This is a genomic window from Streptomyces sp. NPDC048473, assembly GCF_043200155.1.
Lineage (GTDB): Bacteria > Actinomycetota > Actinomycetes > Streptomycetales > Streptomycetaceae > Streptomyces.
In genome coordinates this window covers 268,837-286,094 of the sequence record NZ_JBICXE010000006.1, presented here as the reverse complement: position 1 = coordinate 286,094, position 17,258 = coordinate 268,837, and the positions used below count along the sequence as shown (strand labels likewise).

Here is a 17,258-nt window from a genome sequence, read left to right as displayed (position 1 = left end):
GCCCACAACACCCGGTGCGTCCACTCCGCTTCTTCTGTCAGCGGGGTGGGCGCACCCTGTTGCGATAGTGGTCGCCCACCACCCGGGCCATGGTTCCGATCCGGTCCGTGACCACGTCCTTGCCGGAGAAGTAGACGTGGCCGCGCACCTGGTCGTAGGCGGCGGCGAAGTCGAGGTGGCGGGAGAGTTCGGCCGGGTCCTGCCAGGCGGCGGGCTGGGCGGGGTCACCGGCCTTGTAGAGCGCCTCGCCCACGAACAGATCGACGCCCGTGCCCCGTACGACCTCGTCCCACCAGGGCAGCAGTTTGGCGTAGTCGGCGGCGGCGAAGCCGATGTTCCAGTAGATCTGCGGGCAGATGTAGTCGATCCAGCCCTTCTCGACCCAGCCGCGGGTGTCGGCGTGCAGATCGTCATAGGTCTGCACACCCGCCTTCGTGTCGGAGCCGAGCGGGTCGGTCGCGGCGTTGCGCCACACACCGAACGGGCTGATCCCGAACTGGACGTTCTTCTTGATCTGCTTGATCCGCTCGGCGGTCTCGCGTACCAGCTTGTCGGTGTTGTCGCGCCGCCAGGCGGCCTTGTCCGGGAAGCCCGCACCGTATTTCGCGTACGTGGCGTCGTCGTCGAAGACCTGCCCGGCCACCGGGTACGGGTAGAAGTAGTCGTCCCAGTGCACGGCGTCGATGTCGTAGCGACGGACCGCGTCCAGCATCGCGTCCTGGACGAAGCGGCGGACCTCGGGGATTCCGGGGTTGTAGTAGAGCTTCCCGCCGTACGGCAGGACCCAGTCGGGGTGCAGCCTGGCGGGGTGGGTGGCGACCAGCCGGGACGGGTCGGTGTGGTTGGCGACCCGGTACGGGTTGAACCAGGCGTGCAGTTCGAGGCCGCGCCGGTGCGCCTCGCGGACGGCGGTGCCCAGCGGATCCCAGCCGGGGTCCTTGCCCTGGACCCCGGTGAGGTACTCGGCCCACGGTTCGTAGGGCGAGGGCCACAGTGCGTCGGCGGTCGGGCGGACCTGGAGGATCACGGCGTTCAACCGCCGGTCGACGGCCTCGTCGAGGTACGCGATCAGCTCGGCCTCCTGCGCGGCCGCCGTCAGACCGGACGCCGAGGGCCAGTCGAGGTTGGCGACGGTGGCGACCCACATGCCGCGCAGCTCGCGCCGCTCCACATGGTGACCGCCCTTGCGCGGCGCTACGACCGTAGGTCCGGTGCCGGTCTGCCGGGACGGGACCGCGACGGCATCACCGGCCGTGGTGATGGTGCTCACCACCCCTGCGACCACTCCGGCCGCACCAGCCACAAAGCCTCTTCTGGCCATTTGCCGCATTTCGCTGCACCTGCCGTCTCTCTGTCCTCGTCCGTCGCCCCGGTATCCGGGCGTAACACAGAGCATGCCCGCCCCGGCCCGCGATGACCCGCAGGTCGCGGAGTAACGTCGGGGGGTCGGGGCGGGCACCGGAATCAGACGGGAACCTGCGACACGGAGAACAGCGAAAGGCACGAGGTGACGGACTCTATGGCCGACATTGCACGCGTCGGAGTGGTGGGCTGTGGCCAGATGGGCGCGGGGATCGCGGAGGTGTGCGCCCGCAGCGGTCTTGAGGTCAAGGTGGCCGAGACCACCGGCGAGGCACTGGAGATCGGCCGCACCCGGCTGCACAACTCCCTCTCGAAGGCCGCCGAACGCGGCAAGATCACTCCGGAGGAGCGCGACGAGACACTGGCTCGTCTGAGCTTCACCACCGACCTCGGAGAGTTCGCCGACCGCGATCTCGTCATCGAGGCCGTCGTGGAGAACGAGCAGGTCAAGACCGAGATCTTCCAGGTGCTCGACCAGGTGGTGACCCGGCAGGACGCGATCCTCGCCTCGAACACCTCCTCCATCCCTCTGGTGAAGCTGGCCGTGGCGACCTCTCGCCCGGACCAGGTCATCGGCATCCACTTCTTCAACCCGGCCCCGGTGCAGAAGCTCGTCGAGCTGATCCCCGCGCTGACGACGTCCGACGAGACGGTGAAGCGCGCCGAGGCCCTGGTGCAGGACGTGCTCGACAAGCACCCGATCCGCGCCCAGGACCGCTCCGGCTTCGTCGTCAACGCGCTGCTGATTCCGTATCTGCTCTCCGCGATCCGGATGTTCGAGTCGGGGATCGCCAGCCGTGAGGACATCGACAACGGCATGGAGCTCGGCTGCGCCCACCCGATGGGCCCGCTCAAGCTCTCCGACCTGATCGGTCTGGACACCGTGGCCTCGGTCGCCGACTCGATGTACGCGGAGTTCAAGGAGCCGCTGTACGCCGCTCCCCCGCTGCTCCAGCGGATGGTGGACGCGGGCCGGCTCGGCCGCAAGACGGGCTCGGGCTTCTACCCGTACTCCTGATCCGTCTCTCGTGCCCGCACGGGGCCGGCCGGGAAACCCCCGGCCGGCCCCGTTCTCGGTTCCGGGAGCCTCATCCCAGCCTTGAGCGGAGCCTCATCCCAGCCGTAAGTGATGGAGCATCATCAGCCCGGCCACCATGCCCGCGGCCGGGACCTCGCCGCGGGCGATCATGTCGGGCACCAGCTTGAGCGGTATCCACTCGCGGCGCGAGGACTCGAAGTCGTCGCTGGGGTGGCCGGTCCAGGTGGCCTCCTCGGACCAGTAGAGGTGGTGCCGGGCGTCGGTGAGGCCGTTCGACGGCTCCACGGTCAGCAGCGGGCGCAGCGGGCCGGGGCGCCAGCCGGTCTCCTCCTCCATCTCCCGGGCGGCGGCGGCCGCGATGTCCTCGCCGTCCTCGACGACGCCCGCGGCGAGTTCCCAGCCCCAGCTGTCGGTGATGAACCGGTGCCGCCACAGCAGCAGTACCTCGTTGGCCCCGTTGACGACGGTGGCCGCCGCGACGGGGCGGAGCCGGATGAGGTAGTGGTCGAGATGGCGGCCGTCGGGGATGAGTACATCCGCCAGATTGACCCGGAACCAGCGGTTCTCATACACGGTTTGTTCGTTCAGATTCGTCCATTGCACAGTTCTGCCACCTTCCGACAAGTAGGTGGCAACATCGCAGCAGGAGCGGCACCGGAGGGGAACGTACCGGAGCCGTACATGCTCACATCGGTACGCGCAACGCCCCGTCGATCAGTTCGGCGGCCCGCCCCGCGTCGGCGCAGCCGCTCGCGACCAGATCCTCGCGCACCGCGCGCAGCCGGTCGCGCAGCCGCTGCGACTCCATGCCCCTGGCCCGCTCCGCCATCTCCACGGCCGTGGCAGCCGCCCGGTCCGCCTCGCCCTGACGAAGCTCGATATGGGTCAGCATGGCCAGCCGGTGCACCCGGCCCCGGTCGTGCGCCGGGATCCGTACGGCCGTCGCCGCGTGTTCCCTGGCCCCCGGCAGATCGCCGAGGCTGAGCAGGGCCTCGGCCACCTGCACATTGACCAGGCCCGGCTGGACGTACCCCGTCTCGTCCGGTTCATGGCCCGGCCGGATGCGTCCGGCCTCCGACTCGGCGCGCCGGATGCACTCCAGGGCGCTTGTGGCGTCGCCGATGTGGGCGTACGCCTTGGCCTGCATCGCGTACAGATCGGCGGCCAGCGCGGGAGTGATGTGCCGGCCGGAGGCCCGTAGCGCCGCCTGTGCGAAGGCCACGGACTGCCGGTAGTCGGCGAGGAACAGCGACTGGTTGACCAGCAGGGCGATCACATAGCCGCCGAGCCCCCGGTCCCCGCTCGCCTTGGCCAGCCGCAGCGCCTGGTGGAAGTAGCGCTGGGCGAGCCCGTGCGCGTCGGAGTCGTATGCGCAGATGCCCGCGACCGCCACCAGCCCGCCCGTCGCCCGGTGCAGTTGGCGCCCCATCGCGTCGCTGTAGCCGCCACGCAGCAGCGGGGCGGTCTCGGCGTTGAGGAAGCCGACGATGCGGGAACGGGTCGCGATTCCGCCTGCCCTGCGGTACATGAGTTCGTAGTGGGCACGGGCCGCGCGCAGGGTCACTATGTCGGCCATGCCGACCCGGGTCGTGCCGCTGCGGGAGACATCGACGTCCTCGGGCGGGTTCTCCCACTCCCAGACGGGCATCACCGCCGTGGTGCCAGTGACGGCGGCCGAGGCGAGTATGTGCGGGCGCTGCTGTTCGTCGGAGCGCCACAGCGCGGTGGCCCGCTCGACGAATCCGGTGAGCGTGGATGCGGGCACGGCCGCGCCGGCGCCCGGGGTCGCCATGCCGATGTCGTCCAGCGAAAGATGCCTGTTCAGCCGGTTCCCGAGCACTTCACAGATCAGGTCCGGCACCTGGCCGCGCGGGCGCTGCCCCTTCAACCAGCGGGCCACCGCGGTGTGTTCGTACCGCAGGCACAGTCCGCGGGAGCGGCCTGCCCGGTTGATGTGCGCGGCAAGGCCCGCCCGGGAGACGCCCGCCTCCTCGATCAGGGCCGCCAGCAGAATGTTGGGCTCCGTTGCCCCCATTTGCCCCTCCGGTGGTTCGGCACGCCGAGGCGTGTCGCACCAGTGGAGCACGATTCACACGGGGTGTGAACGGAATGCCCGAACCGTCCCGCCGCGCGCTCTGTTGCGCCGGTGCGCGGATCGGTTGAATCAGTCGTCTCGCAAGAGGCGGCCGGGTCGTCTGCTCCCCCTCGTACAGTCGACGACCCGCACCCGCGCCGTCCGTTTCCGCCGACCTGCCCGACACTCCGTGGCGGCGCGGACGGTGCGGGGAACGCCCGAGAGCGGTTCTGTGCCGCTCGGCGAGCACGGAAGGGGCGTATCCGGTCGCCGGATACGCCCCTCCTTCATGATGTGTGGCGCGTTACGCGCCCCGCAGCACCGCGCCCGTCCGCTCGGCGGCCAGGGACACCGCCGCGTCGCGGGCGGCCGTGGCCTCGTCCACGGTCAGCGTGCGGTCCGCCGCGCGGAAGCGCAGCGCGTACGCCAGGGACTTGCGGCCCGCACCGATCTGGTCGCCGGTGAAGACGTCGAACAGCCGCAGCGATTCGAGGAGTTCACCCGCGCCCGCACGAAGCGCCTGCTCCACCTCGGCGGCGGGGACGCTCTCGGCGACGATCAGCGCGACGTCCTGGGTCGCCACCGGGAAGGCGGAGATCCGGGGCGCCTGGAGCGCGCCGTCGACGGCCTGCTCCAGGATGTCGAGCTCGACCTCCATGGCGCAGGTGCGCTCCGGCAGGTGGAGCTCCTTGATGACGCGCGGGTGCAGTTCACCGGCGTGCCCGAAGAGGGTCTCCGCGCCGTTCACCGTGACGTACAGCGCGGCGCAGCGGCCCGGGTGCCACGGCGCGTGCTGTTCGCTCCGGACGGTCACCTCGACACCGGCCTCACGGGCGATCGTCCGGGCGGCCTCGATGGAGTCCGCCCAGTCGGCCGGGCGGCCCTTGCCCCACCAGCCGGCCTGCTCGCGGGCGCCCGCGAGCACGACCGCGGCGCGGCGCGGCTGACGTGGCAGTGCGGCATTCAGTCCGGCGATCTCGTCGTCGGTGGGACGGCGGTCGACGGGCAGCCGCACGGCCTGCGTCTCACTGCCGGTCGGCCTGAAGACCAGACCGGTCTCGAAGAGCGCGAGGTCGTGGCTGCCGCGGCCGTCGTTGCGCCGCAGTGCGCCGAGCAGGCCCGGCAGCAGCGTGGTGCGCAGCGCCGGCTCCTCGTCGGAGAGCGGGTTGACGAGCTCGACCGTACGACGGCGGGCGTCGTCGGCGTCGAGACCGAGCTGGTCGAGCACGGCGTCGCCGATGAACGGGTAGTTCAGCGCCTCGACATAACCGGCTCCGGCCAGCGCCCGGCCGATCCTGCGGTGCAGCCGCTGACGGTCGGTGAGCCCTCGGCCGGACGGCGGCGTCGGCAGGGTGGACGGAAGGTTCTCGTACCCCTCAAGCCGGATGACCTCTTCGGCGAGGTCGTTCGGCTCGCTCAGGTCGGGCCGCCAGGACGGCACGGTGACGAGGAGCTCGTCCTGCCCGTAGACGTCGCAGCCGACCTGCTGGAGGCGGCGTACGACGGTCTCGCGGCCGTAGGCGACACCGGCCACCCGGTCGGGGTGGTTGGCGGGCATCGCGATGGTGCGGGGCGCGGAGGGGGCGGTGACCTCGGTGACACCGGCCTCGGCGGTGCCGCCGGCGAGCAGCACCAGCAGGTCGACGGTGCGCTGTGCGGCGGCGGCCGCGGCCTGCGGGTCGGCGCCGCGCTCGAAGCGCTTGGACGCCTCGGAGGACAGCTTGTGGCGGCGCGCGGTCCGGGCGATCGAGATCGCGTCGAAGTGCGCGGCCTCGATGACGACCTCGGTGGTGCTGTGCGCACCTTCCTGGATGTCCGCGATCTCGGTGTTGGCTCCGCCCATGACGCCCGCGAGGCCGATCGGCCCGCGGTTGTCGGTGATGACCAGGTCCTCGGCGTCCAGGACGCGGACCGTGCCGTCAAGGGTGGTGAGCTTCTCGCCCTGCTGGGCCCGGCGCACCCCGATCGGCCCGTCGATGCGGGTGCGGTCGTAGGCGTGCAGCGGCTGGCCGAGCTCCAGCATCACGTAGTTGGTGATGTCGACGGCGAGCGAGATCGGGCGCATCCCGGCCTTCTGCAGCCTGCGCTGCAGCCAGATCGGGGAGCGTGCCTCGGGCTGCAGGCCGACGACGGTGCGCGCGGTGAACTTGTCGCAGCCGATCGGGTCGGCGACCTTGACCGGGTAGCCGTACGCATTCGGCGCGGGCACATCGAGGAGGGCCGGATCGCGCAGCGGCAGCCCGTACGCGATGGCGGTCTCGCGGGCGACGCCGCGCATGGACAGGCAGTAGCCGCGGTCCGGCGTGACGGCGATGTCGAGGACCTCGTCGACGAGCTGGAGCAGCTCGATCGCGTCGGTGCCGGCCTCGTGCTCCGGCGGCAGCACGATGATGCCGTGCGTGCCGTCGTCGCCCATGGCGAGCTCGTCGGTGGAGCAGATCATGCCGTGCGAGGTCTTGCCGTACGTCTTGCGCGCGGCGATCGCGAAGTCACCGGGCAGGACGGCGCCCGGGAGGACCACGACGACCTTGTCGCCGACGGAGAAGTTACGGGCTCCGCAGACGATCTCCTGCGGCTCGCCGGTGCCGTTGGCGCTGCCGACGTCGACCGTGCAGAAGCGGATGGGCTTCTTGAAGCCCTCCAGCTCCTCGATGGTCAGCACCTGTCCGACGACCAGCGGGCCCTTGAGGCCGGCACCGATCTGCTCGACGGTCTCGACCTCCAGACCCACGGCGACGAGCTTGGCCTGTACGTCACGGCCGGACTCCGTCGCCGGCAGGTCGACGTACTCCCGCAGCCAGGAAAGCGGGACGCGCATCAGATCTCCATCCCGAACGGCCGGGTGAACCGGACGTCACCCTCGACCATGTCTCGCATGTCTTCGACGTTGTGGCGGAACATCAGCATCCGCTCGATGCCGAACCCGAAGGCGAATCCGCTGTACTTCTTGGGGTCGACACCGCAGGCGATGAGCACCTTGGGGTTGACCATGCCGCAGCCGCCGAGCTCGATCCAGCCCTCGCTGCCGCAGGTGCGGCAGGGGCGGTCCGGGTTGCCGACGGACGCGCCGCGGCAGACGTAGCAGACCATGTCCATCTCGGCGGACGGCTCGGTGAACGGGAAGAAGTTCGGCCGGAGCCGGGTCTTCATGTCCGGGCCGAAGAGCGCCTGGACCATGTGGTCGAGGGTGCCCTTGAGGTCGGCCATGGTGAGGCCCTCGTCGACGGCGAGCAGCTCGATCTGGTGGAAGACCGGGGTGTGCGTCGCGTCGAGCTCGTCGGTGCGGTAGACGCGGCCGGGGCAGACGACGTAGACGGGGGGCTCGCGGTCGAGCAGGGTGCGGGCCTGGACCGGCGAGGTGTGCGTACGCAGCACGACACCGGACTCGTCGTTCTTGGCACCGTCGGCGCCCTGGACGAAGAAGGTGTCCTGCATCTGCCGGGCCGGGTGGTCGGGCACGAAGTTCAGGGCGTCGAAGTTGAACCACTCCGCCTCGGCCTCGGGGCCCTCCGCGACCTCGTAGCCCATGGCCACGAAGACGTCCGCGACGCGCTCCATGAAGGTCGTCAGCGGGTGGCGGGCGCCGGCCGGGGTGCGGTCGTAGGGCAGCGTGACATCCACCGCCTCCTCGACCAGCACGCGGGCGTCCCGCTCGGCCTCCAGCTCCGCCTGACGGGCGGCGAAGGCCTTGCTCACGGCGCCGCGGGCCTGGCCCACGCGCTTGCCCGCCTCGGCCTTGGCCTGCGGCGGCAGTGCGCCGATCTCCCGGTTGGCGAGCGACAGGGGCGAGGTACCACCGGTGTGCGCCGTCTTCGCCTGGGCGAGCGCGTCGAGGTCGCCCGCGGCGGCGAAGGCGGCGAACGCCTCGTCCCGCATGCGCTCGATCTCTTCCGGTTTCAGTGCCTCGACCTCGACTGGGTCGTACGACTTGTTCGGTGCCGACATCTCTTCCCGTGCTTCCGATTGGCTGATGCTGCGTTTACCGGGGGACATTCCCCGGACCCCCGTGGTCCCGCTCGACGACTGGAGGACGCAAAGGTGCCAAAAGTCGAGTCTAAGGGGCAGAGGATGTGTAGAAGGCCCGTGGGCTGCTCAGACCAGATAGGCCGGCGTGCTCACGGGCAGAATAAATCGGAATTCCGCACCGCCGCCGGGGCCGCGGCCGACCGTGATCGTACCGCCGTGCGCCTCGACGATGCCCTTGACGATGTAGAGGCCCAGGCCCGTACCACCGCGCTTGCTCCCCCGCCAGAAGCGGGTGAAGACACGGCCCATCGACTCCTCGGGGATGCCGGGGCCTTCGTCGCTCACGGTGACGGCCGTTCCCTTCTCGTCGCTCTTCGCGGGTGCGGGTGCGACTTCAATGGTGACGGTTCCCTCGCCGTGGCGCACCGCGTTTTCCAGCAGGTTGCCGAGCACCTGGTCGACCTTGTCCGGGTCGGCCCAGACCGCGGGCAGCGGCTGGCAGGTGCGGACGAGGAAGCGGTCGGGGGTCTGGCCGTTCGCGGTGAGGGCCTGGATGTGGCGTTCCACGGCGGCGGAGAGGTCCACGGGCTGCCGTCGCAGCTCCAGCCGGCCGGAGTCGATCCGGGAGATGTCGAGCAGTTCGGCGATGAGCCGGGTGACGCGGCCCGCGTCGGCGTCGACGGTCTCCAGCATCAGGCGCTTCTGGTCGTCGGTGAACCGTTCCCACTTGGCGAGGAGGGTCGCGGTGAAGCCCTTGACGGAGGTCAGCGGGGAACGCAGCTCATGGGCGACCGTCGCGATCAGCTCGGCGTGGCTGCGTTCGGTGCGGCGGCGGGCCTCGGTGCCGCGCAGCGAGATCACCAGACGGCGTACGGGACCGGTCGGGTGCTCGCGTACGTACCGTGCGGAGACCAGGACCTCGCGGCCGCCGGGCAGCAGCAGATTGCGCTCGGGCTGGCCGACCCGGGTGGCGAGGCCGCCGTACGGATCGGTCAGCGCCCACCAGCGGCGGCCCTTGAGGTCCTCCAGCGGCAGTGCGTGCTCCAGGGGGCGGCCGAGAGCGGCGGCCCGGGGCACGGCCGTGATCCGGGCCGCCGCGGAGTTGAAGCAGATGACCCGGCCGGTCTCGTCGGCGATGACCAGGCCGTCGGGGAGGTCGTCGGGATCGACGGTCGCATCGACGGGTCCGAGATCCGGGCCTTCGGCCGGTTCGCCCGCCGCGCCGGGGCCTTCGAAGGCGCGCACGACGGCCGCGTGTGTCCCGCGCGGCCTGCTCATGCCGACAGCCATATCCCGTACCCCACCTCTCGAACCGGTGCAGTGGGCCCCCGAGTTCGTCACCCTACTAGTCGTCGGTGACGGAGCGACACCCTGCGGGGGCGCACTGCTGCGGTCCGCCGTCCATGTGCTGGGCGGTCTCGACGGGCCCGGAGTGTCGGCCACGGAGGCGGCACGCCTGCTGGAGACCGTCACCGGGCACCTGCGCGGCAGCGGATCCATCGCGGACACCGCGGCCGCGCTGCACCGCCACCGCGACACGGGACGGCACCGTTTCGCCCGCTTCCACGAGCTGACCGGCCGCGGCGTCCGCCGCCCCGACGACGCGGTACTGGTCGCGGTGGCCGTGCCGGGCCAGGACCGCGGCTGCCGATCAGTGGCGGGGGCGCTGGGCCCGTGCGGAGGCGTACAGGCAGACGGCCGCCGCCGTGGCCAGATTGAGGCTCTCCGCCTTGCCGTGGATCGGCACCCTCACGACGGCGTCGGCCAGCGCCCGGGTCTCCTCCGGCAGGCCCCATGCCTCGTTGCCGAAGACCCAGGCGGTCGGCCCGCCCATGGTCCCCGCGTCGAGCTCGTCATCGAGGTCGTCGTCGCCCGCTCCGTCGGCGGCGAGAATCCGTACGCCCGCGTCCCTCAGCCCCTGCACGGCCTGCTCCACCGGAACACCGACGGCGACCGGCAGGTGGAAGAGCGATCCGACCGAGGCCCGGACAGACTTGGGGTTGTAGAGGTCGACCGAGGCATCGGTGAGCACGACGGCGTCGGCGCCCGCGGCGTCGGCGCAGCGCAGCACCGTACCGGCGTTCCCCGGGTCGCGTACGTGGGCGAGGACGGCGACCAGTTTCGGCTTCGCGGCGAGGATGGCGTCGAACGGCGAGTCGAGGAAGCGGCAGACACCGATCAGGCCCTGCGGGGTGACGGTCTGCGACACATCGGCGAGCACATCGCCGTCCGCGAGGTACACCCGGGCGCCGGCCGCATGGGCGGCGTCGACGATGTCGGCGTACCGCTCGGCCGCCTCGACGGTGGCGAACAGCTCGATCAGCGTCGCCTCGCCGTCGCTGCCTCGGTGCTCGGCAGCCTCGCGCACGGCCTGCGGCCCCTCGGCGATGAACCTGCGCTCCTTGCCGCGGAAGTTGCGCTTGGCCAACCGCCGGGCGGCGGTGACGCGCGGCGATCGCGGGGAGATCAGTTCGGGGGTGCCCATGGTCGGCGGCGAGCCTCTCTGCGTACGGAGGTGAGGAACGTACGGAACATGTCGTGCAACGCACCGGACCCGCAGACGACGAGCGCCTGCGGGTCCGGCTCAGAAGACAGGAAGTGCGACCTGGATCAGGCGGCCTTCGGGGCGTTGACGTCGCTCGGGAGGGCCTTCTGGGCAACCTCGACGAGGGCGGCGAACGCGTTGGCGTCGTTGACCGCGAGCTCGGCCAGGATCTTGCGGTCCACCTCGACGTTGGCGGCCTTCAGACCCTGGATGAGGCGGTTGTACGTCATGCCGTTCTGGCGGGCAGCGGCGTTGATGCGCTGGATCCACAGCTGACGGAAGTCGCCCTTGCGCTTCTTGCGGTCGTTGTAGTTGTAGACCAGGGAGTGGGTGACCTGCTCCTTGGCCTTGCGGTACAGGCGCGAGCGCTGACCGCGGTAACCGCTGGCGGCCTCGAGGATTGCCCGGCGCTTCTTGTGGGCGTTTACTGCCCGCTTGACGCGTGCCACTTTTTAACTCCTTGTAGCGGGGCCGTGGTTGGACTCACACGGCCCGGAAACGAATTGGTCCCGGTGTGACAGAGGTCGCGCCCCCGGATTCACCGGGGGCCGGGCCTCACTTGCCGAGAAGCTTCTTGATCTTCTTGGCGTCGGCCGGAGCCACGACGACCGTGCCGGTCAGCGAGCGGGTCTTCTTGGACGACTTGTGCTCGAGCAGGTGGCGCTTGCCGGCCTTCTCGCGGAGCACCTTGCCGGAGCCGGTGATCTTGAAGCGCTTGCTGGCACCGCTGTGCGTCTTGTTCTTCGGCATCGCGCCGTTCTCTCCTCGTCAGTGGCGCCCCTCGCGGTGCGGGCACCGGACAGCAGGGGCGTCAGATCTTGGTGGGAATTCCGGGGGGACCCAGGGCCGCCTGGATGGCGGCCCCCTGAGGTCACGCCTCGGAAGGTGTCTCGGCCGGAGCCTCGGGCTGCGCTTCGGCAGCCTCGTCCGCAGGTTCGGCGTCGTGGGTGGAACCCTGACGCTCCGCCTTGCGGGCGGCCTGGGCCTCGCGGGCCTCGGCCATGGCTTCGGTCTTCTTCTTGTGCGGGCCCAGAACCATGATCATGTTCCGGCCGTCCTGCTTCGGGTTGGACTCGATGAAGCCGAGTTCCTCCACGTCCGAAGCGAGACGCTGGAGCAGTCGGAAGCCCAGCTCGGGGCGGGACTGCTCACGACCACGGAACATGATCGTGATCTTGACCTTGTCGCCCTGCTTGAGGAACCGGACGACGTGACCCTTCTTGGTGTCATAGTCGTGCGGGTCGATCTTCGGCCGGAGCTTCATCTCCTTGATGACCGTGTGCGCCTGGTTCTTGCGCGCCTCACGGGCCTTCATGGCCGACTCGTACTTGAACTTCCCGTAGTCCATGAGCTTGCACACGGGCGGACGGGCGGTCGCCGCCACCTCGACCAGGTCGAGGTCGTACTCCTGTGCGAGTTCCAGGGCCTTGGCAAGCGGAACAATCCCGACCTGCTCGCCGCTGGGACCGACAAGTCGCACCTCGGGAACGCGAATCCGGTCGTTGATGCGGGGCTCGGCGCTGATGGATCCTCCTCGGTAGCACCACGCGGCCGCCTGGCGGACAGCCACGTAACGTCTGTTTTCCTGAGACCAACCGCACCAGCACATCAAAAATGCCCCGGACGGGACACAGGCGGGGCTCCTGGAAAACCGGAACACCGCCGCGGTCAACCGCGGGGCGCATCGGGCGGCTCCATCGTCCGTACGGAACGATGGGCGCCACCTGACCGGTGACCTGCCGTCCCGGAGGATGGTCAGGTGGGAGATCGGAGCCTCCACTTGTGGGCCGGACACATAGATGCCCAGCCGGTCGTTACACAAGGTTAGCAGCTCCCCCGGGGTGGTGCGAACCCGTGCGGGGGCAACCGCTCGCGCAGCTCCCGGGGACGGGGGCGGGCAGGCGTGGGCCTATCGTATGGCGCATGAGTGACGCGACCCCCACCAGTGATTCCCCCGGCTTCGACGACATGGCCCGCGACATCGCGGAGGTGCCCGCGGTCGAGGTGATCGTGACGGTCGCGGTCAATCTGATGAGCGCCGCCGCCGTGAAGCTCGGGCTGACCGAGGACGGCGACGAGCACAAGGACCTCGACGAGGCCCGCAAGCTGGTGCATGCGCTGGCCGGCCTGCTGGACGCCAGCACCACCGAGATCAGCTCCTTCCACGCGGCTCCGCTGCGTGACGGCCTGAAGTCCCTGCAGCTGGCGTTCCGCGAGGCGTCGCTCGTACCGGACGAGCCCGGCCAGGGCCCCGGCGAGAAGTACACCGGCCCCGTCTTCGGCTGAGCCCGCCCGTCTGTCCCTGCGTACCAGCACTACGCGCGTGAGCCCCCGCCCGGGAAGGGCGGGGGCTCACGCGCGTAGTGAAGGGGCGGGCAGTCAGCGCGTGAACAGGGGTTCACCGGGCGTGGTCGCATCGGCCGGCAGCAGCGCCAGGTCCAGGCCACGCACCAGGCGGGCGCGCAGGACGTCGTCGGCCGCCAGCCGCTGCGCAACCCGGCGGGCCGCGTCGGCGGGGTCCGCATCGGGTGCGAGGACGAGGGCGAGGGTGCCGTCGGCCCGGCCGGGGCCGAGGTGGGCGCGGAGAACCGTGGGCTCGGCGGCGACCGCGTTCCGTACCGCCGAGATGACCGCGGGGTCGTCCAGCGGGTCGGCGCTGGTGCGGCCCTCGGCGAGGGCGAGCAGCGCGGAGCCGGTCAGCTCGAATGCGACCGGCCCGGCGAGATCGAGGACGACCGTGTCCGCCTTCTCATGCGCGGCGGCCTGCAGCGCCTGGTGCAGGGGTACGGCGACGGGGCGGGCCTGCGGATCCCAGCGGGCCAGCGAGGCGGTCGAGGTGAAGGCGGGCAGGGCACGGCGGTCCCCCGCCTGAAGGGTGGGGACGGCCATGTCACTGGTCTTCTCGCGACGCAGCCCGTGCTCGTCCTCTTCCACTTCCCCGAGCACGGCGACGACAGGGACAAGGAGCCGGGCGCCCTTGAGGGCTTCGAGTACCGGGCCGATGGCCTTCCGGTCCTCGGCCCAGGCGGCGAGTGCCGCAGTCAGGGCCGGGTCGGCCATGCCGTCGTCGTCGGAGTAACCGGGGTCCGGAATGTTCTTCAGCGCCACAGGGCGAGCGTAGTGCCTGGGGTTTCTTACCCTGCCGACAGGTCGGACTCAGCCGGTTCTCAGGTGCCGTTCCTAGCGTCCGGGCATGTCCCGAAACAGATTCCGCGGCTCCGCCCTGTCCGCATCCGTGACGGCCGTGATCCTGCTGACGGGTTCGGCCGCGGGTGGCATCTGTCTGGTCGGCCGGTCGTCGGATCACGCTCCCCGCGCCGCGACGTCCGTATCGTCCGTACCGGCCGCCGGGACCACTCCGGTCCCGGCAACGACGAGTGAGGAGCCGACGGTGGATCTCGACACGGCGCTGGCCGCGGCGGTGGAGCCGCTGCTGGCCGACGTGGGTGACGCGGAGGTATCCGTCGCGGTGCTGGACACCGGGAGCGGTGCGCGGGCGGTCTACGGCGACGGGGCGTACGACACCGCCAGCATCGTCAAGGTCGACATACTCGCGGCGCTGCTCCTGCGGGCCCAGGACGAGAAGCGCGCGCTCACCGCCGGCGAGCGCGGCTACGCGACCGCCATGATCGAGCGGAGCGACAATGCCTCCGCCACCGCACTGCTGCGGGCGATCGGCGGAGCGGAAGCACTCGACGCGGCCAATGAACGCCTGGGCCTGACCGGGACGGCGGCGGCGCACGCATGGGGGCTGACCCGGACCACGGCGGCGGATCAACTGGCTTTGCTCAAGGCGGTGTTCGGTACGGAATCGGAGCTGCGCGAGGGTTCCCGTACGTATCTGCAGGAGCTGATGGGGCAGGTCGAGGCCGATCAGCAGTGGGGTGTGTCGGCGGCGGGCAGCAGTTGGGCCCTGAAGAACGGCTGGATGCCCCGGACGACGACCGGGCTGTGGGACATCAACAGCATCGGACAGGTGAGGGCGGACGGCCGCACCTACCTGGTGGCGGTGCTCTCGGGCGGGCAGCGGACGAAGGAAACGGGGATCGCGCTCGTCGAGTCGGTGGCGAAGGCGGCGGTGGGTGTCCTCGACGCCGCACGGTGAGCGTGGCCTGAGCGTTGCTGGAGCTGCGCTCAGCGCCGTACGGTGGCCGGCCTGTTGCCCCTGCCGCGCCACAGCACCACGGCCAGTGCCAGCAGGACCGCTCCGAGGCCGCCCGCGGCGGGGGCGAGCCAGCCTGCGGGGCTGCTGTCATGGTGCTCGGGGGTGGGGCCGGGGCCGAAGTACCGCTTTCCGTAACCGGCCTCTGCGGAGTCGGCCCGCAGACCGGCGGGACGGAGCGCGGCTCCGGCCTTGATCGCCGCGGCGGGATCGACGATGCCGTACCCCCGGGCGTCGTCACGGCCGGATGCCGGGGCGCTGCGGGCCGTGTCCGTGAGCAGTTGCTTGATCTGGGCGGGCGTCAGTCCCGGGTGTGCGGCGCGGACCAGAGCGACCGCGCCCGAGACGAACGCGGAGGCGGCGGAGGTGCCCCACTCCACGTAGTACTGACGGTCGGGGGCGGCGACGACTATGTCGACTCCGGGGGCGCTGACGGTGGCGTACCAGCGGCGGGTGGAGAACGCGGCATGGGTGCCGTACCGGTCGACGGCGGCGACCGCGATCACGCCGGGGTAGGCGGCGGGGTACGAGATGTGGTCGCCCTTCTCGCCTCCGTTGCCCGACGAGGCGACGACGACGGCCCCCTTCTTCAGCGCGTACTGGATGGCGGCGTCCTCACCCGATTCGGGGTGCGCCGACTCGCTGTCGTCGCCGAGCGAGAGGTTGATGACGTCGGCGCCGTGGTCGGCGGCCCAGCGGATGCCGTCGGCGAGGGCCGTGCCGCGGGACTCCCGGGCCTTGGCGCGGGCCGGGTCGGAGGCTTCGAGGATCACCCGGACCGGGAGGATCTTCACCTCGGGCGCGATGCCCAGCACGCCGTCGCCGCGTCCTGCACCGTGGCCGTGACCTGCGATGATCCCGGCCATCGCGGTGCCGTGCCGGGCCCAGGAGCGGTCGCCGCGGCCGGCGCCGAAGCCGATCATGTCCTTGCCGGGCAGCACCTGGCCCGCCAGGTCGGGGAGGCTGCCGTCGACACCGGTGTCGACGACGGCGACGGTGATCCCCTTGCCCTTGGTCGTCTGCCAGGCCCGATCGGTGTGGAGCGCCTGAAGGCCCCACTGCTGGTCCCGGATGGCATCGGCCCTGGCCGGTGCCGCGGGCAGGAGCGCCAACGCGGTGGCGGCGCAGACCGCACCCAGGGCGCGGCGGTGTCGGCGGGTGCGGCGGCTCATTCCGGCTTCTCCGTGAGGTCGGTGATGGTCCTGTGCAGGCCGCGCTCGATCCGGTCGGCGATTCCCTTGGCCTCGTGGCCGAGCCCGGCCTGGGCGGCGGCCGTGGTGGCGTTCGCGGCCGTCGCCTTGTCGACGGGTTGCGGATCGGTGACCGTACGCCCGTCGGCGAACCCGGAGACGGCGAACACGACGACGGGCACCTCGGTCAGTACGTGGATGGTCCAGCTGGCGCGCTGCCGGTCGCCGAACCCGGCGGCGACCGTGCCCTTGACGGGGTACGTACGGGGCATCAGGTCGGTGCGCCGGTCGAGGTGCTGGTCGGCGAAACGGGTGCTCAGCGCTCTCATGGCCTCGGTGTCACCCTCGGTGAAGATCACCCCGACCGTGGTGACGCTGCTGCTGGTGGCGTCGGTGTAGGTGGCGCGGAGCATGCGCTCGCAGCCGACCGGGCCGAGCGTCCTGGCCAGCAGCGGGTCCAGGGCCGCCTTGCAGCCGCTGTCCGGGGCGACGGCGACGCGGGTCCAGACCCGGTCGGCGCCGCCGGGACCCGCTCCGTCGCCGACCAGCGTGCGTGGGAAGAGGGTGTCCACGGGGACGCTGTGCCAGGCGGAGCGACCCACGACGTAGGCGCTGTGGGCGGCGGGGTCGGCCGAGGAGTCGCTGGTGAGCCAGGCGCCGGTGGCCGCGCCGCCGATCAGTCCGAGCCCGAGCACGACGCAGGCCACGGCGGTCGCGGTCCTGACGGGGTGGCGGGTACGGATGGGGCGCAGCCGGGTGGTGGTCTCGACGGGTGTTTCGGGGAGCGGATGGCGGTGCGGCTGCCGGTACGGGTACGGGACGTGCCCCGGCCCGGGCGGTGGCGGGATCGTTCCCGGGCGCGGGGTGAGGTCCACGGCACCGATGGGCCGCCGCCGGGTCGCGGCGGGCGGCTGCCCGGG

At 71.2% G+C, this 17,258-nt stretch carries 16 protein-coding genes and 1 pseudogene; 4 read left to right on the top strand and 13 right to left on the bottom strand.

What is annotated here, in order from left to right:
• Positions 1–37: 37 nt before the first annotated feature.
• The gene (locus tag ACGFU7_RS13710; protein WP_393695347.1) at positions 38–1,303 is read right to left on the bottom strand and encodes a glycoside hydrolase family 10 protein; all 1,266 of its coding nucleotides are present in this window, start codon (positions 1,301–1,303) and stop codon (positions 38–40) included.
• Positions 1,304–1,519: 216 nt separating this feature from the next.
• On the opposite strand from ACGFU7_RS13710, the gene ACGFU7_RS13705 reads away from it, so the two are divergent.
• Complete coding sequence (locus tag ACGFU7_RS13705; RefSeq protein WP_393695345.1) at positions 1,520–2,380, top strand: 3-hydroxybutyryl-CoA dehydrogenase; 861 nt, start codon at positions 1,520–1,522, stop codon at positions 2,378–2,380.
• A 93-nt stretch (positions 2,381–2,473) separates the two neighbouring features.
• Here ACGFU7_RS13705 and ACGFU7_RS13700 read toward each other — a convergent pair whose 3' ends face one another.
• The 5 genes from ACGFU7_RS13700 to ACGFU7_RS13680 all read right to left on the bottom strand — a co-directional run bounded on the left by ACGFU7_RS13700 (position 2,474) and on the right by ACGFU7_RS13680 (position 9,731).
• Positions 2,474–3,004, bottom strand: coding sequence for an NUDIX domain-containing protein (locus ACGFU7_RS13700; RefSeq protein WP_393695343.1), 531 nt, complete (start codon positions 3,002–3,004; stop codon positions 2,474–2,476).
• Between the two features lie 82 nt (positions 3,005–3,086).
• Positions 3,087–4,436: a transcriptional regulator gene (locus ACGFU7_RS13695; RefSeq protein WP_393695341.1), complete on the bottom strand. Its 1,350-nt coding sequence runs from the start codon at positions 4,434–4,436 to the stop codon at positions 3,087–3,089.
• 343 nt (positions 4,437–4,779) lie between these two features.
• The gene (gene pheT, locus ACGFU7_RS13690; protein ID WP_393695339.1) at positions 4,780–7,293 is read right to left on the bottom strand and encodes a phenylalanine--tRNA ligase subunit beta; all 2,514 of its coding nucleotides are present in this window, start codon (positions 7,291–7,293) and stop codon (positions 4,780–4,782) included.
• Entirely contained in the window at positions 7,293–8,420 is a 1,128-nt protein-coding gene (gene pheS, locus ACGFU7_RS13685; RefSeq protein ID WP_393695337.1) for a phenylalanine--tRNA ligase subunit alpha, read from the bottom strand. The genes pheT and pheS overlap by 1 nt, the downstream gene beginning before the upstream one ends.
• Positions 8,421–8,567: 147 nt before the next feature.
• The gene (locus ACGFU7_RS13680) at positions 8,568–9,731 is read right to left on the bottom strand and encodes an ATP-binding protein (RefSeq protein WP_393695335.1); all 1,164 of its coding nucleotides are present in this window, start codon (positions 9,729–9,731) and stop codon (positions 8,568–8,570) included.
• Here ACGFU7_RS13680 and ACGFU7_RS13675 point away from each other — a divergent pair.
• A pseudogene (locus ACGFU7_RS13675) lies at positions 9,718–10,056 on the top strand (helix-turn-helix domain-containing protein); the annotation flags it as partial. The gene ACGFU7_RS13680 and the pseudogene ACGFU7_RS13675 sit on opposite strands and share 14 nt — an antisense overlap.
• 36 nt (positions 10,057–10,092) lie before the next feature.
• Here ACGFU7_RS13675 and ACGFU7_RS13670 read toward each other — a convergent pair.
• From ACGFU7_RS13670 to infC, 4 genes are all read right to left on the bottom strand, one after another.
• Positions 10,093–10,926, bottom strand: a complete 834-nt coding sequence (locus tag ACGFU7_RS13670; protein ID WP_393695333.1) for a TrmH family RNA methyltransferase — start codon at positions 10,924–10,926, stop codon at positions 10,093–10,095.
• A gap of 125 nt (positions 10,927–11,051) precedes the next feature.
• Complete coding sequence (gene rplT / locus ACGFU7_RS13665; protein WP_277325215.1) at positions 11,052–11,435, bottom strand: 50S ribosomal protein L20; 384 nt, start codon at positions 11,433–11,435, stop codon at positions 11,052–11,054.
• Between the two features lie 106 nt (positions 11,436–11,541).
• Complete coding sequence (gene rpmI / locus ACGFU7_RS13660) at positions 11,542–11,736, bottom strand: 50S ribosomal protein L35 (RefSeq protein WP_030918579.1); 195 nt, start codon at positions 11,734–11,736, stop codon at positions 11,542–11,544.
• A 121-nt stretch (positions 11,737–11,857) separates the two neighbouring features.
• Positions 11,858–12,595: a translation initiation factor IF-3 gene (infC, locus tag ACGFU7_RS13655; protein WP_393695331.1), complete on the bottom strand. Its 738-nt coding sequence runs from the start codon at positions 12,593–12,595 to the stop codon at positions 11,858–11,860.
• A gap of 314 nt (positions 12,596–12,909) precedes the next feature.
• Here infC and ACGFU7_RS13650 point away from each other — a divergent pair, with 314 nt between their 5' ends.
• Positions 12,910–13,272, top strand: coding sequence for a DUF1844 domain-containing protein (locus tag ACGFU7_RS13650; RefSeq protein WP_362210136.1), 363 nt, complete (start codon positions 12,910–12,912; stop codon positions 13,270–13,272).
• Between the two features lie 93 nt (positions 13,273–13,365).
• On the opposite strand, the gene ACGFU7_RS13645 is transcribed toward ACGFU7_RS13650, so the two are convergent.
• Positions 13,366–14,094, bottom strand: coding sequence for an SseB family protein (locus tag ACGFU7_RS13645; RefSeq protein ID WP_393695329.1), 729 nt, complete (start codon positions 14,092–14,094; stop codon positions 13,366–13,368).
• Positions 14,095–14,179: 85 nt separating this feature from the next.
• On the opposite strand from ACGFU7_RS13645, the gene ACGFU7_RS13640 reads away from it, so the two are divergent.
• The gene (locus ACGFU7_RS13640) at positions 14,180–15,091 is read left to right on the top strand and encodes a serine hydrolase (protein WP_393695327.1); all 912 of its coding nucleotides are present in this window, start codon (positions 14,180–14,182) and stop codon (positions 15,089–15,091) included.
• Between the two features lie 29 nt (positions 15,092–15,120).
• Here the strand turns inward: ACGFU7_RS13640 and mycP are convergent, their stop codons facing one another.
• The gene (mycP, locus tag ACGFU7_RS13635; RefSeq protein WP_393695325.1) at positions 15,121–16,320 is read right to left on the bottom strand and encodes a type VII secretion-associated serine protease mycosin; all 1,200 of its coding nucleotides are present in this window, start codon (positions 16,318–16,320) and stop codon (positions 15,121–15,123) included.
• A complete protein-coding gene (locus ACGFU7_RS13630) occupies positions 16,317–17,213 on the bottom strand; it encodes a hypothetical protein (RefSeq protein WP_393695616.1) in 897 nt (298 codons plus the stop codon). Before ACGFU7_RS13630 ends, mycP begins: the two co-directional genes overlap by 4 nt.
• Positions 17,214–17,258 lie beyond the last annotated feature (45 nt).

What these genes read in the sequence shown, in the direction of transcription:
- mycP (WP_393695325.1), bottom strand. Translation starts at nt 16,320, where the DNA reads ATGAGCCGCCGCACCCGCCGACACCGCCGCGCCCTGGGTGCGGTCTGC.
- rpmI (WP_030918579.1), bottom strand. Translation starts at nt 11,736, where the DNA reads ATGCCGAAGAACAAGACGCACAGCGGTGCCAGCAAGCGCTTCAAGATC.
- ACGFU7_RS13650 (WP_362210136.1), top strand. Translation starts at nt 12,910, where the DNA reads ATGAGTGACGCGACCCCCACCAGTGATTCCCCCGGCTTCGACGACATG.
- ACGFU7_RS13705 (WP_393695345.1), top strand. Translation starts at nt 1,520, where the DNA reads ATGGCCGACATTGCACGCGTCGGAGTGGTGGGCTGTGGCCAGATGGGC.
- pheS (WP_393695337.1), bottom strand. Translation starts at nt 8,420, where the DNA reads ATGTCGGCACCGAACAAGTCGTACGACCCAGTCGAGGTCGAGGCACTG.
- pheT (WP_393695339.1), bottom strand. Translation starts at nt 7,293, where the DNA reads ATGCGCGTCCCGCTTTCCTGGCTGCGGGAGTACGTCGACCTGCCGGCG.
- infC (WP_393695331.1), bottom strand. Translation starts at nt 12,595, where the DNA reads ATGTGCTGGTGCGGTTGGTCTCAGGAAAACAGACGTTACGTGGCTGTC.
- ACGFU7_RS13670 (WP_393695333.1), bottom strand. Translation starts at nt 10,926, where the DNA reads ATGGGCACCCCCGAACTGATCTCCCCGCGATCGCCGCGCGTCACCGCC.
- ACGFU7_RS13680 (WP_393695335.1), bottom strand. Translation starts at nt 9,731, where the DNA reads ATGGCTGTCGGCATGAGCAGGCCGCGCGGGACACACGCGGCCGTCGTG.
- ACGFU7_RS13640 (WP_393695327.1), top strand. Translation starts at nt 14,180, where the DNA reads ATGTCCCGAAACAGATTCCGCGGCTCCGCCCTGTCCGCATCCGTGACG.
- ACGFU7_RS13695 (WP_393695341.1), bottom strand. Translation starts at nt 4,436, where the DNA reads ATGGGGGCAACGGAGCCCAACATTCTGCTGGCGGCCCTGATCGAGGAG.